General features: G+C 34.3%; 12 protein-coding genes, 1 tRNA gene and 1 riboswitch. Of the genes, 10 read left to right on the top strand and 3 right to left on the bottom strand.

Annotated features, from left to right (window positions below; all coding sequences use genetic code 11):
* Positions 1–20: 20 nt before the first annotated feature.
* Complete coding sequence (locus tag ACQKP0_RS15255; protein WP_427406720.1) at positions 21–653, top strand: DUF975 family protein; 633 nt, start codon at positions 21–23, stop codon at positions 651–653.
* 342 nt (positions 654–995) lie between these two features.
* Here ACQKP0_RS15255 and ACQKP0_RS15250 read toward each other — a convergent pair whose 3' ends face one another.
* Positions 996–1,901, bottom strand: a complete 906-nt coding sequence (locus ACQKP0_RS15250; protein WP_427406719.1) for a DUF4349 domain-containing protein — start codon at positions 1,899–1,901, stop codon at positions 996–998.
* Positions 1,902–2,220: 319 nt separating this feature from the next.
* On the opposite strand from ACQKP0_RS15250, the gene ACQKP0_RS15245 reads away from it, so the two are divergent.
* Genes ACQKP0_RS15245 through ACQKP0_RS15230 form a run of 4 tightly spaced genes read left to right on the top strand, consistent with a single transcriptional unit; the run spans position 2,221 to position 6,162 of the window.
* Positions 2,221–3,024 (top strand): GDSL-type esterase/lipase family protein, encoded by an 804-nt coding sequence (locus tag ACQKP0_RS15245; RefSeq protein WP_427406718.1) that lies wholly within the window; start codon positions 2,221–2,223, stop codon positions 3,022–3,024.
* Positions 3,021–3,935: an ABC transporter ATP-binding protein gene (locus tag ACQKP0_RS15240; RefSeq protein ID WP_427406717.1), complete on the top strand. Its 915-nt coding sequence runs from the start codon at positions 3,021–3,023 to the stop codon at positions 3,933–3,935. The genes ACQKP0_RS15245 and ACQKP0_RS15240 overlap by 4 nt, the downstream gene beginning before the upstream one ends.
* Positions 3,928–4,908: an ABC transporter permease subunit gene (locus ACQKP0_RS15235; protein ID WP_427406716.1), complete on the top strand. Its 981-nt coding sequence runs from the start codon at positions 3,928–3,930 to the stop codon at positions 4,906–4,908. The genes ACQKP0_RS15240 and ACQKP0_RS15235 overlap by 8 nt, the downstream gene beginning before the upstream one ends.
* Positions 4,909–4,965: 57 nt before the next feature.
* Complete coding sequence (locus tag ACQKP0_RS15230; RefSeq protein ID WP_427406715.1) at positions 4,966–6,162, top strand: class I SAM-dependent rRNA methyltransferase; 1,197 nt, start codon at positions 4,966–4,968, stop codon at positions 6,160–6,162.
* A gap of 311 nt (positions 6,163–6,473) precedes the next feature.
* On the opposite strand, the gene ACQKP0_RS15225 is transcribed toward ACQKP0_RS15230, so the two are convergent.
* Both ACQKP0_RS15225 and ACQKP0_RS15220 read right to left on the bottom strand, forming a co-directional pair.
* The gene (locus ACQKP0_RS15225; protein ID WP_427406714.1) at positions 6,474–6,851 is read right to left on the bottom strand and encodes a VOC family protein; all 378 of its coding nucleotides are present in this window, start codon (positions 6,849–6,851) and stop codon (positions 6,474–6,476) included.
* Between the two features lie 55 nt (positions 6,852–6,906).
* The gene (locus ACQKP0_RS15220; RefSeq protein ID WP_427406713.1) at positions 6,907–7,761 is read right to left on the bottom strand and encodes a helix-turn-helix domain-containing protein; all 855 of its coding nucleotides are present in this window, start codon (positions 7,759–7,761) and stop codon (positions 6,907–6,909) included.
* A gap of 184 nt (positions 7,762–7,945) precedes the next feature.
* A riboswitch (M-box (ykoK) riboswitch) is annotated at positions 7,946–8,111 on the top strand.
* Between the two features lie 276 nt (positions 8,112–8,387).
* Here ACQKP0_RS15220 and mgtE point away from each other — a divergent pair.
* The 5 genes from mgtE (at position 8,388) to murI (ending at position 13,387) form a co-directional block, all read left to right on the top strand.
* Positions 8,388–9,728 carry a magnesium transporter gene (gene mgtE / locus ACQKP0_RS15215; protein ID WP_427406712.1) on the top strand — a complete coding sequence of 447 codons (1,341 nt, stop codon included), beginning with the start codon at positions 8,388–8,390 and terminating at the stop codon, positions 9,726–9,728.
* A gap of 114 nt (positions 9,729–9,842) precedes the next feature.
* Positions 9,843–10,583 carry a GTP cyclohydrolase II gene (locus ACQKP0_RS15210; protein ID WP_427406711.1) on the top strand — a complete coding sequence of 247 codons (741 nt, stop codon included), beginning with the start codon at positions 9,843–9,845 and terminating at the stop codon, positions 10,581–10,583.
* 255 nt (positions 10,584–10,838) lie between these two features.
* Positions 10,839–10,912: transfer RNA gene (locus tag ACQKP0_RS15205), tRNA-Gly, on the top strand.
* Positions 10,913–11,067: 155 nt separating this feature from the next.
* The gene (gene queG / locus ACQKP0_RS15200; protein WP_427406710.1) at positions 11,068–12,195 is read left to right on the top strand and encodes a tRNA epoxyqueuosine(34) reductase QueG; all 1,128 of its coding nucleotides are present in this window, start codon (positions 11,068–11,070) and stop codon (positions 12,193–12,195) included.
* A 358-nt stretch (positions 12,196–12,553) separates the two neighbouring features.
* Positions 12,554–13,387, top strand: coding sequence for a glutamate racemase (murI, locus tag ACQKP0_RS15195; RefSeq protein WP_427406709.1), 834 nt, complete (start codon positions 12,554–12,556; stop codon positions 13,385–13,387).
* The last annotated feature ends 120 nt before the right edge of the window (positions 13,388–13,507 follow it).

The following is a 13,507-nucleotide window of genomic DNA, read 5'->3' as shown; positions in this document are numbered from 1 at the left end:
AAGGGGGGACTAATTAGAACATGATCAGTGGAATTAAAAGGGATTCTAGGTTTGCATTAAAAAATCGATGGGGTTTTGCAATTTTAATTAGTATTATAAGCGGTGTGATATATGCTGGTGTTCCATGGTTGATTGAAATTGTATTTAGTGGCAGCTATGATAATTGGGTAAACAATGAACCAGGGTGGGTTACTACTTTAGGCTGGATTATTACTTTACTTCTAATACCAATTACTATCGGCAGTGACTGGGTTTTTCTGCATATTGCGCGAAAGGAAAATGCGAAAATAAGGGATCTTTTTATACCCTTTTCAAATGGAAAGTTGTTTGTTAGGTCTATCGGATTGCCTGTCCTAATGTGGATTTATACTTTTTTATGGACTCTATTATTAATCATTCCAGGAATTATTAAAACTTTAGCTTATTCTCAATCTTATTATATTTATAAAGATCATCCAGAATATTCGTTGAATGAAATTATCACCGAAAGTCGGAGAATAATGGATGGTCATAAATGGGACTTATTCCTTCTTCAATTAAGTTTTATCGGATGGGCGATACTGAGTATAATTAGTTTGGGAATTGGATTTATCTGGCTCGTTCCTTATTTTAATGCTTCAATGGCCACATTCTATGATCAACTTTCAAAATAATAGACTTTGTTGAACATTATTGTAGTTAGGTTTTTTCGTTCATCTAGTTTACTTCGTAAAGAAATCACTTCATGCATATTCTACAGCCATTTTATCAACAAAACATAAGGCTCTTTTCTAATAATTTGTTGCTATTTGTAACAAGAAAAAAAGGCAGAGATTTTACATAGTAAATATCTAGTTGGATTTTTACGGTTGTTTTAGCACTTATACAAAAAGTATGGAATGAAGAAAAGAGCACGAAACAAAATTAATTAAGTATTTGGAGCTGTTTACGAAAAGCAACAATCTTTACGAAAACAGCCAAACACAAAGTGTGGGGGAATGCATCCCCACACTTCGCTATTTTTCAATGGTATTGTCTGATTTTCTTTTCATTCTCCTTATAACAATCGCGATAATTACCCCAATTAATCCTAAAAGGATAATCACAGGAAAATATCCAATGATAAAGATGAATAGACCAGAAAAGAAGGAGATTATGAAATTAATGCTTTTCATAAACTGTTTTTTCGTTTTTTCCCAGGTGTTTTGCTGATCATTTTCTAACCCTGGAATAACTACTTTATTTTCCAAAAGGGTAATATTTACTGTAGATAAATTAGTTTGGTTTTCTAAATATTTTATTTTACCTTCAATCGTTTCAATTTCTTCTTGAACTTTTGCTAATTCATTGGAAATTTCCAATAATGTTTTTGTATCCTTTGCCTCATTCATAAATTGGGTGAGTCTTTTTTCCGCTAGTTGCTTTGATTTTATTCGGGATTTTAAGTCTACGTACTCCTCAGTCACATCTTGACCAGAAATTTGTTGATTTTTCGTTTTCATTCCTAACTGTTTTACCTTATCTAAAAAGGATTGAAATTCATTCTGTGGAACTCTGACCATCAGATAACTCTCATGACGATCCTCACTATCTTGATTCAAATTTTGCTGAACGATGTAGCCTCCCATTTGGTTCACTATTTTACTAATTTGATCCTGAACTTGTGTTAATTTTTTTACTTCCATTTCTATACTTGCATTATAGATTACCATTCGAGATTGAACTTTTGCCTCAGAATTCCCTGTCTTCTGCGACTCCGCTTTAGTTTCGTCAGGAGCATTGTCAGAACTTATTGTGTTTTCCATGGAAGAATCATAAGCTTTTGTTTTTTTACCGCTATCAGATTTACTATTACTACTACAAGCTGCCAAGACAGCCATGGTTATAATGAGTATGGCAACTCCTTTCCAAAAACGTCTCAATTTTATTCACGTCCTCTTTTAGAAATTATCTTAGTTTCAATATACGACGAAAAAATAACAAAATAGTTACAAAATTACGTGAAATAGAAGTTAGCTATATATGCTAAATTTGTACATATATATACAAACAATATACATATAACCAAAATATTTTCTAAAAGTAGTGAAAATCAAATTTCAAATTTATCCTTTACTTTGGTATTCTGTATTTAAAATTAGCTGTTTTCCGAAAGGGTACTATTCCTTAAGTGATTAATATCTTTTTAGCAATAAGGTTTTAAGAAAAGAACCTAAAATAATTATGGGAAGGAATGGTTAAATGAAAAAACATTTGATTACGATGATCTCATTCGTTTCTATTGTTTCTGCTCTGTTTTGTCTTTTAGGTTTAGGCTTGGTAATGAAGAATCAATGGATCGAGGCAAAAAGTACGAATGTTCCGAATCAGATACAAAAGAAGATCACTCCAGAATCTAAAAATAATAAACAATTTCACATTGCTGCATTAGGTGATTCGTTAACTCGGGGAACCGGGGATCCTGAAGGGAAGGGATATATTGGTTATTTGATGGATGATCTCAAGAAAAAGTCCAGCAAGAAATTGATGTTAACGAACAGTGCGATTAAAGGACAAACCTCAAAACAGCTTCTCTCTCAATTGAAACATGGAGAAATTCAACGTCAAATAGAGAATGCGGATCTTATTCTGTTAACGATAGGTGGGAATGATCTTTTTCAAGGAGGACAAGCACTATTCAATTTAAATCTGAACTTTGGGAAGAAACTAGAGAAGCCTTATCTTGAAAATCTTAAACAGATATATGCCACCATTCGTTCATTTAATAATAAAGCAACCATTTTCCATATTGGATTATACAACCCCTTTATTGATATGGAAGAATCAAAGCTCACTTCTGAGGTAGTGAGACAATGGAATTTTGATTCTGCAAATCTTGCTTCAAACTATAAAAAAATCGTTTACGTACCAACATTTGATATGTTTGAACTGAATGTAAATGATTATTTATTTAATGATAAATTCCACCCGAATGCTGCGGGATATAAGTTAATTGGTGAGAGGGTTGCTTCCCTTATTACATTTAGCGAGGAGAAGTCAAAATGAAAGTAGTGCCTGCACTTCAAGTAAAGGATTTAAGAAAGACGATCGGGAAGAAAGAAATCATTAAAGGATTAAATTTTGAAGTATTACCTGGTGAAGTATTTGGATTCTTGGGGCCAAATGGAGCAGGAAAAACGACTACGATTCGGATGCTGGTTGGGTTAATTAAGCCAACTTCTGGAGCCATCTATATTTCTGGGAAAAATGTTGAAACAGAATTTAAAGATGCCATGAAAAATCTTGGGTGTATCGTTGAGAATCCAGAAATGTATCCCTATCTATCCGGCTGGGAAAATCTTGAATACTTTGCAAGGATGGATCCTTCTATATCGAGAGAACGTCTACATAAAGTTACGGAATTAGTGGGATTAACAAATCGTATTCATGATCGTGTAAAAACCTATTCTCTTGGCATGCGTCAGCGACTAGGGATTGCTCAGGCATTATTAGGAAATCCTCATCTCCTTATCTTAGATGAACCGACAAACGGTCTTGATCCAGCTGGTATAAGAGAAATGCGAGAGTTTATTCGCTTTTTAGCAAAAGAAGAAGGATTGAGTGTTCTTGTTTCTTCACATTTACTTAGTGAAATCCAATTATTATGTGACCGGGTGGCAATCATTACTAAGGGAGAAATTATTCGAACAGATTTCGTTGAATCCCTGCTTGCTGAACAAGAACAAGTAATTTGGAAGGTAGATCCATTAGAAAAAGCAAGAAAGTTATTAGAAGAGGAGACGATTGTGAAAGATGGGAAAGACAATACTTTAATCACTCCGAATGTTGCAGAGAATATACCTGATTGGAATAAAAAGTTGGTTGATGCAAATATAAAAGTGAATGAAATTAAAACTAAGCTCCCCGCTTTAGAAGATTTATTCTTAGAAATGACGGGAGGAAATAATATTGAATAATTTAATTTATAATGAACAATTAAAGCTTTTTCGAAAGAAGCGGCTGTTCGTTATCATATTAATCGTTGCTTTCCTAGTCCCAATATTCACTTACGCTCAATATAAGCAGGTAAAGACAACACAAGAAAAGATGGGGACGACTGATTGGCGAGTTCAGCTTCAGCAAGAGATTGTTGATATACAAAACAGACTTGCTTCCAGCAGGATTCCAAATGATTTTGAGAAATATTTAAGAATCAGGTTGGGGCAGCAACAATACTATCTTGATCATAACATCAATCCTAATACTCCCGGAGCTCCTACTTTTATGAGAGTTTTCGCTGAAAATTCGATCGGTTTGTTATTGCCTTTATTAGTCATGGTCGTGGCAGCTGATCTCGTTTCATCTGAAGCAAGCGGAGGTACCATTAAACTTCTCTTAACCCGGCCCGTTAAAAGGTGGAAAATATTACTGAGTAAATATATTGCCATGTTGTATTCGATTTCTTTTATCGTACTGTGTGTGGCGATTCTCGCTTTTCTTATTTCAGGCATAGTATTTGGCTATGGTGGGTGGAGTATGCCAATGCTGACGGGCTTTTCTACTCGTGGTGATGAATTAATTACTTCCAATGTCCACCTTATTCCACAATGGAAATATATATTAATGGAATTTGGCCTTGTTTGGTTTGTTTGTGTCGTCGTTGGAAGTTTAACGTTTATGTTGTCGGTACTTTTACGTAGTACGGCAGCGGTAATGGGGATTATGCTGTCCTCGTTAATTGCAGGTGCTATACTAATAAATATGGTTTCTTCTTGGGAAAGTGCGAAATATTTATTTATGGTCAATTTACAGCTGACTAATTATGTGAATGGTTCAAGTCCTCCAATTGAAGGGATGACTTTAGGTTTCTCTATGCTAGTTCTTTTGATCTGGCTTCTTCTTTCATTAGTTGTTTCGTTTGTTGTTTTTACAAAAAGAGATGTATATTAGAGTTTAGATTCCGCATCTGATTCGAAAATTTTTATATAAAGAAAAAAGGATGAAAAAATGAAAAAAGAAATTGCTTTAAAAGTGAAGTCGAAATTTGTTAATAAATACAGAAATGGTTATCCACTTATTATGAAGGAGGCCATTCTTAATTTAAATGATCTGAATGAAGAAGGTGCCATTGTTCGCCTTGTTGATGAACAAAACAGATTTATTGCTAAAGGATATTATGGCAAACAAAACAAGGGTTATGGATGGATCCTTAGTCAAAAAGAAAATGATCAGTTCAACCAGCATTTTTTTGACAGGAAAATACAGCAGGCATTTAAACAGAGGGAGCATTATTATAACGATCCGGACACAAATGCCTTTCGTGTTTTTAATGGTGAAGGTGATGGAATAGGCGGATTAACGATAGAATACTTTAATGGTTACTATTTAATCCAATGGTATAGTAAAGGAATTTACCAATTCCGGGATTTAATTATTAATACGTTGAAAAATATTGCTGAATACAAGGCCATTTATCAGAAGAAAAGATTTGATACTAAAGGAAAATACATAGAAGATGACGACTTTGTTACCGGTGAAAGAGGGCAATTTCCTATCATTGTTAAGGAAAATGGTGTAAATTTTGCTGTATATTTAGACGAAAGTGCCATGGTTGGGGTATTTTTAGATCAAAGAGATGTAAGAAGAACCATTCGAGATAAATATGCGAAAGGAAAAACGGTATTAAATACATTTTCCTATACGGGCGCATTTTCGGTGTTCGCCGCTCTAGGCGGTGCTGAAAAAACTACGAGCGTGGACTTAGCTAATCGAAGCTTAAGTAAGACAATCGAACAGTTTAGTATTAACCAAGTCGATTATGAAGCACAGGATATCATAGTTGAAGATGTTTTCAATTATTTCAAATATGCTGTGAGAAAACAACTATCTTTTGATATGGTGATCCTTGATCCGCCAAGTTTTGCAAGGTCCAAGAAGTATGTGTTTAGTGCAGAAAAGGATTATAAAAACCTTCTAAAAGAAGCGATAGCAATAACGAAAAAGAATGGCGTTATTGTAGCCTCAACAAATAGCAGCTCTTTTGGAATGGGCAAGTTTAAAGGATTTATTGATACAGCATTCAAAGAAATGGGCAAAAAATACAAGCTTTTAGAGGAATTTTCATTACCAGATGATTTCCGAACAATTAAGGAGTTTCCGGAAGGTAATTATTTAAAAGTGGTTTTTATTAAGGCTCTTCTTTAAAAGATTGTTGTTTTTGAAAACGCAAACTGTTGATATACGGGTTGATTGGAATGGAAGGTGCGAGACTCCTGCGGGATCAGCGGGACAGGTGATACCCCGCAGGAGGCGTGCACCGAGGAGGCTCACCGCCAGCCCCGCGGAAAGCGAGCATCCTGGAGTGGAAATCAACCACTCCTTGTTCAAGAGCAACAAAGTTTACAAAAACAGCCTTTATTAAAAATATGGGATAAGAGAACCAGTTTCAATTCACTAAAAGAATATAAATCAATAAAAAATCGAAGGATACTTTTGTATCCTTCGATTCTTCTTTTTTATACTTGTATTTCACTCATCAATGCATGAGTATTTTTTTCTGAATCATGAAAGAATGCCATCCAGGTTTCTGTTTGTCCCATTTTTGCAACTAAATGGGGCTCATCAATAAATGTGACGCCTTTACTTACTAGATCTTCATATGATTTCTTTATATCCTCTACTTGAAAGTAGATAACTGAACTAGAATAAGCGAACTCCTCCTTTTCAGGAAGACTAAGTAGAAGGCGAAGACCATTACAATCAAAGAATGCCATATTATCCGTATTAAATAGTAGAGTCAGTCCTAATTTATCTTTATAAAAGGAAATAGCATGGTCTAAATTTTTCACAGGAACACCTATTTGTCCTACTTTTTGTATTGTGTTTGTTTCCAATTTCATCTCTCCTCTAAAATTCTTCTTCTCTTTTTATGATAAAACAGAGATACCATTAATTCTTATCCATAATCACTTTTTTTCGATATTGCATTGGAGACATACCTTCATGCTTTTTAAACATTTTACTAAAAGAAACAGGGTTGTTAAGTCCTATTTCAAAGGTAATATCAGTGATGCTGTATTCTAAATTTCTCAGCAGTTTCTTTGCTTTTAAAAGTCTTAATTCCGTTATGTGTTGATGAGGTGAGCTCCCGAAAACTTCGGAATAGTTTCTTAAAAGATGGTTCGGTGATAAACAAGCAATTTTTGAAATATCTTGAAGAGTGATCGGTCGATGATAAAATGCTCGAATATAATCGTGTGCAATATTTATCCTTCGATAGATCTCTTCACGGGTAGAGGCTCTTAGTGCACTTAAAGAACATATTTCTTTCAATGTATTTTGATGTACACCGATAACGGTTTGCATCAATTTGTAAAACTGTTCCTCTTTCCATAACAAATCATTTTGAAACATTGACAGATTGTTTTTAAATAGTTGAATTTGATTCGATAGGAGAGTACTTTGATATGTTTTTTCAAAAAAACCAATTGGAGTGTTATCTTTATAAGGATCGGTAAGCAGTTTTTCGGTAGAATCATATATAGTTCTTAAAACTTCCTCTGCAAATTGATCTTTGAAAAAAATACAAAATGACTCAACTTCCTTATCTTCTTCAATAGAAATCGTGTATGGTCCTTCATTTAGCAGGAGGTATCTATCCTCCTCAACTGCAAAGAAGCCTTTATTCGTTTTGTAATGTGCTTTTCCATTGGTAAACGTTTTAATGGAAAGCTGTCCATTACCTTCCCAATAAAATTCATTGCTTTTTTCATGTAAATAAAAGTTCGATGAATCTTTCCTCATGCTACCCACTCCAAGATATGGTCTTTGATTATAGTATACAAAATTATGTAAATTTAAAATACAATCTTAATTATTCTACTAAAACATGAAAAATGTAAATTTTTCTTTAAAAATAGGAATATAGGACAAATGCTGTTGACGTTTTAAAAAATGAAGCATATAGTGTAAATAGCTTAATAGTTAATCTAAGTTCTGTTAGGTGAGGCTCCTGTATAGAGAAACGCTGCTGCCCAAAAATGTCGAGAGACGCCAATGGGTCAACAGGAAAGGTCGAGATAAGGTCTTTCTTAACGTAGCTGGTTATTAAACCTATGCTATACAGTGCTAAAGCTCAACGAGGGAAACTGGTGATAACCATAAAAGCTTTGTTTATTTATGAAACATTGTAGCTTTTACGGTTCTTTGATGATCACAAAACGCCTTTATTTCTTCTTGTTGAGAAATAAAGGCTATTTTTGTTTTTCCTTAATCTTGGAGGTGATGTTGATGGACGAGGGGCCCAGTATGTTACATGTAAATATAGTAAATCGTGCAGATTGTGAAGTGGCTTTTCAGTCTTCGTCTTTCATATCACTGAGAACTCTTTTCACTGCATCGAAGTAAGTAAGATGAATGGAGGAAAGATGATGGAAAACAAAATCCATGAACTCAAATTAATTTTACAAGAAAAAAATTTAGAAAATATTAATGAGTTTGTATCTCATTTACAACCATATGATATTGCATCAATATTAGTAGAATTAGAACAAGATGAACAATTAGTGTTTATTTCGATTGTTCCAATTCAATTAGGGGCAGAGATTCTTGAATATTTAGAGCCAGAGCTACAGTATAAAGTTTTGCATCGTATAAAGGATAAATTTACTTCATCACTTTTAAATGAGATGTCTAGTGACACGATTGTAAATTTGCTTTTATCGATACACCCGCATCAGGCAAAAAAATTAATGGAATTCTTGCCTGATGATTATCGAAAAAAAATTAATACACTTATGAATTACGAACCAAATACGGCAGGAAGGTTGGCGACAGTTGATTATATTGCAGCAAGAATTAATTGGACGGTTGATCAAGCATTGCAGCACGTTAGAAAAGTTGGTCATGAGGCGGAGATTGTCTCATACATTTACGTGTTAGGAAGCCGTGGAGAGCTTGTTGGTGTTGTTTCGTTGAAAGAAATTATTTTAGCAAAGTCAGGAACAAAGTTAGGAGAAATTATACAAGAAGACCCTATTTCGGTAACAGTTGATATACATCAAGAAGAAGCTGCAGATATTTTATCAAATTATGACCTTGTCGCTATACCGGTAGTAGCCCATGATCAGCGAATGATTGGAATTCTTACCGTTGATGATTTGATTGATGTTATTCATGAAGAAGCAACAGAAGACTTTCAAAAGCTAGGTGGAAGCCAGCCATTAGCTGAGCCGTATTTTAAAAACTCTATTTGGGGTCTGTTTAGAAAAAGAATTGGCTGGTTATTAATTTTATTTATTGCAGAAGCTTATACAGGTACAGTACTAAGACATTATGAAGACACATTATCTGAGCAAATTGCTCTAGCCTTTTTTGTTCCCTTGTTAATAGGAACAGGCGGTAATACTGGATCACAAACCGTAACGACATTAGTTCGTGCCTTGGCAGTCGGAGAAGTACAATTTAATGATATGTTTAAAGTTTTTAGAAAAGAAGTAGCAACTGGTTTTTTTCTTGGTATTACAATGGGGGTTGTTGCACTAATAAGAGCATTTTTTCTAGGAGTAGACATTAACATCGGTGCTGTTGTAGCCATATCCGCTCTATTTATTGTCATTTGGGCATCAACAGTAGCTGCCATTTTACCTATGATTCTGCATAAATTGAAAATTGACCCTGCTGTTGTTTCTGGTCCGTTTATTACGACTTTAGTCGATGGAACAGGTTTGATTATTTATTTTACATTAGCAAAAATATTGCTTCATATTTAGTAACGTCATTATTCTCCTTGAAGGTCAAGGAAGAACTATTTCCTTGACCCATATTATTTCTTATAATAAACTTGCTTTACGTTATAGAATATGATCATAAAAGAGGAGAAAACAATGATTTCATCAGAAGTTAAACATCTTCTTATAGATAAAATGAACATTATTTCACAGCCAGATAAGAAGGATATTTGTTTAGTTGGACCGATCAATTTGCCCGTTCAATTAGATGAGCAGGTTGTCCATTTTCATTGGTATACATGGCTAGTTTTAGAAAATACGGTTACTAAAGAGGAAATTCTCGATTCATTAGCAACCTATGATTTAGCTTCCTTACAGCAATCTTCTATTCTTGTTTATGGAAACTTTAAAGAATCAGAGGATGCATTAATTAGATTTCATAGTATTTGCCATACGGGGGATATATTTGGAAGCAAGCGCTGTGATTGTGGTTACCAATTGAGGCAATCAATGAAAATGATTGTCGATAATAAAAGCGGAGCTATTTTTTATCTTGCTAACCATGAAGGCAGGGGAATTGGGCTATTTTCAAAATCATTAGCCTACCTTTTGCAACAAGAGGGTTTCGATACGGTCGAGGCGAATACAGCATTAGGATTTAAAGATGATAGCCGTTCATATGATGAGGCCATTCGAGTGCTTCAAGCACTTCGTTCAAAACAGGTTACATTGATTACGAATAATCCAAAGAAGCTTGCGGCATTAAAAGAATATGGATTAGTTTCTGATAAACATATTCCTTTATGGGGAGATAAATCAGATTATAATTCTTTTTATTTAGAGACAAAGGTTCAAAAGTCAGGTCATATCCCTGATAAAGAAACGATTGAAGCATAAAATGAAAAATGCAGTTTTCTGTAAATTTTTCTGACTTTGTAAATTTTCCTGTGGGGCATGCGTTCAGCGATTTATATACGTAAGTATAACTAGCTGAACGCTTGCTCCACAGGATTTTATTTAGAATAACACATGGTTTAACAAAGCAATTTCACATTAAGCAATAAAAAAATAAAAAAACACTTGAAAAATGAGAAAGAACTTAGTATAATAAAAAAGTCGATTAAAGGACAAGTTTATTTTAAAATAATTAATGCGGGTGTAGTTTAGTGGTAAAACTACAGCCTTCCAAGCTGTTGTCGTGGGTTCGATTCCCATCACCCGCTCCATACATAATTTTGCGATTAACGCAGTGTTTCGTTTCCATGAAGAACGGGGTATTGCGTTTTTTTATTGTACGGAAAATTATTCTGTTAATACTTTCTAAGAAAAAAGTCCTTAAACAAGATATATATAAATACTAAAAAAGAAAGGAGGTACCTAAATGAATATGACACAATTAAAAGATGAAATTATTTCATACAGTAAGACCATTGGAATTGATAAGATTGGATTCACTACGGCAGCTCCATTTACTGAAATGAAAAATAGATTAATCCGTCAGCAAGAGCTCGGATATCAATCCGGTTTCGAGGAAAAGGATATTGAGAAACGTGTAAAACCTTCACTAATTTTTGATGAGCCAAGATCAATTATCGCAATAGCGCTAGCCTATCCTTCAAAAATGAGCGGTGCTCCACAAGGAAAAAAAGGGGATAGACGCGGCATTTTTTGTCGAGCCTCATGGGGAATTGATTATCACGCGATTTTACGTGAAAAATTAAAGCTTCTTGAACAATTTATCTTGGAAAAAGCTCCTCAAGCAAGATTTAAGTCTATGGTTGATACAGGTGAATTAGTTGACCGAGCTGTTGCGGAGAGAGCAGGGATCGGTTGGAGCGGGAAAAACTGCTCAATTATAACACCTGAATTTGGTTCTTACGTGTATTTAGGCGAAATGATTACCAGTCTTCCGTTTGAACCAGATGAACCAATGGAAGATCAGTGTGGGTCATGTAATAAGTGTATTGATGCATGTCCCACAGGTGCTTTAGTGCAAGGTGGTCAACTCAATGCACAGCGCTGTATTGCCTTTTTAACACAGACAAAAGGATTTTTAGAAGAAGAGTTTCGAGTCAAATTGGGTAATCGTTTATACGGTTGTGATACATGTCAAACCATTTGTCCTAAAAATAAAGGAATGGACTTTCATTTTCACGAGGAAATGGAGCCGGATCCTGAAAAAGCCAAGCCAAAATTGGTTCCATTATTAAGTATTAGTAATCGTGATTTTAAAGAAAATTATGGACCGATGTCTGGATCATGGCGGGGGAAAAAACCGATACAAAGAAATGCAATAATTGCTCTTGCTCACTTTAAAGAAGTATCAGCGGTTCCAAATTTAATTAAGGTGCTTACAGATGATCCCAGACCTGAGCTGCGTGGAACGGCCGCATGGGCATTAGGTAAAATTGGTGGTATCGAAGCGAAAGAATCCTTACTAAAGGCAAAAAATAAAGAAACGGATGAAGAAGTATTAAAAGAAATACAAAATGGTATAGCTATGATCTAAAAAGCTTTTAGTACTATTCAAATTCCTAATAAATATATAATGAATTTAATTTACGAAAAGATGCTCTGACCACTATATTTATACGGACAAATTTTCCTCTAAAAAAGTCAAAGTGAAAAATATAACGGGTTCGGTTGCGGGGTGCAAAACACCAATTCACATATCAATTCGCACCTTATTTAGCAATCAAAATTTAAGTGAATTCACATAAAAACGCACAGTAAATGGTTTGCTGTGCGTTTTCTATGTTTACTAAACCTAATCATTCAGTTTATTGAGAAGAATTAAGGAGTAAATAAAAAATGTGGTAATATAAATAAGTGGTTAATGGCATTAATATGGGAAAAGAGTGAAAGTAATGAAAATAGGTTTTTTTGATTCTGGAATAGGTGGAATGACTGTACTTCATCAAGCATTAAGGCTTTTGCCGAATGAAGATTACATATTTTATGCGGATACCTTACACGTTCCATATGGTGAAAAACCAAAAGAAGAGGTAAGGGAATATATATTTAATGCAGTTGACTTTATGGCTAATCAAGGAATCAAAGCCTTAGTTATTGCTTGTAATACTGCAACCAGTATCGCAGTGGATGACCTTCGACAAAAATATGACTTCCCTATTTTGGGTATTGAGCCAGCTGTAAAACCTGCTGTTCAAAGCTGTAAGGGAAAGCGAAAAAAGGTATTAGTGTTGGCAACAAATTTGACTCTCAGAGAAGAAAAATTTCATAACCTTGTGAAAAGTATAGACCATCACGATATTGTCGAAAGTCTACCTCTTCCAGGTCTTGTCCAATTCGCTGAGAATTTTGAATTTAGAGAAGAGATAGTTGTACCTTATTTAAAAGAGAGACTATCTTTGTTTGATTTAAAGCAATACGGAACGATTGTTCTTGGATGTACCCATTTCCCTTATTTTGAAAACAGTATAAAGAAAATATTTCCTGAAGAAGTGGATATTATTTCTGGAAGTATTGGGACTGCTAAAAACTTAAAACGAATTCTCGAAGCAAGAAATCAAATTAATAATGGAACAGGAAATATTTTATTCTTTAAATCTGGTCATAAAGTTGATGATAATGAAACATTATCAAAATATAATCAGTTTTTTGGTATGTTAGATAGGATTTGTTCTTTAAAAAATGGAGAATTAAACCAACAAGAAAAGTCTAAATCAATTAATTACTAGGAAAGACCGATAAACAATCGGTCTTTTCAGATTGTAGACAAAAGGGGTTCGAAATGGTCACATTCCGAACCCCTTTTGATATTTTTCTTACTTTTTTACCTTTTTGGATGTATGCTGACC

The organism is Heyndrickxia sp. NPDC080065, from assembly GCF_050281185.1.
GTDB lineage: Bacteria > Bacillota > Bacilli > Bacillales > Bacillaceae_C > Heyndrickxia.
This window is presented reverse-complemented; position numbering and strand designations above follow the sequence as displayed.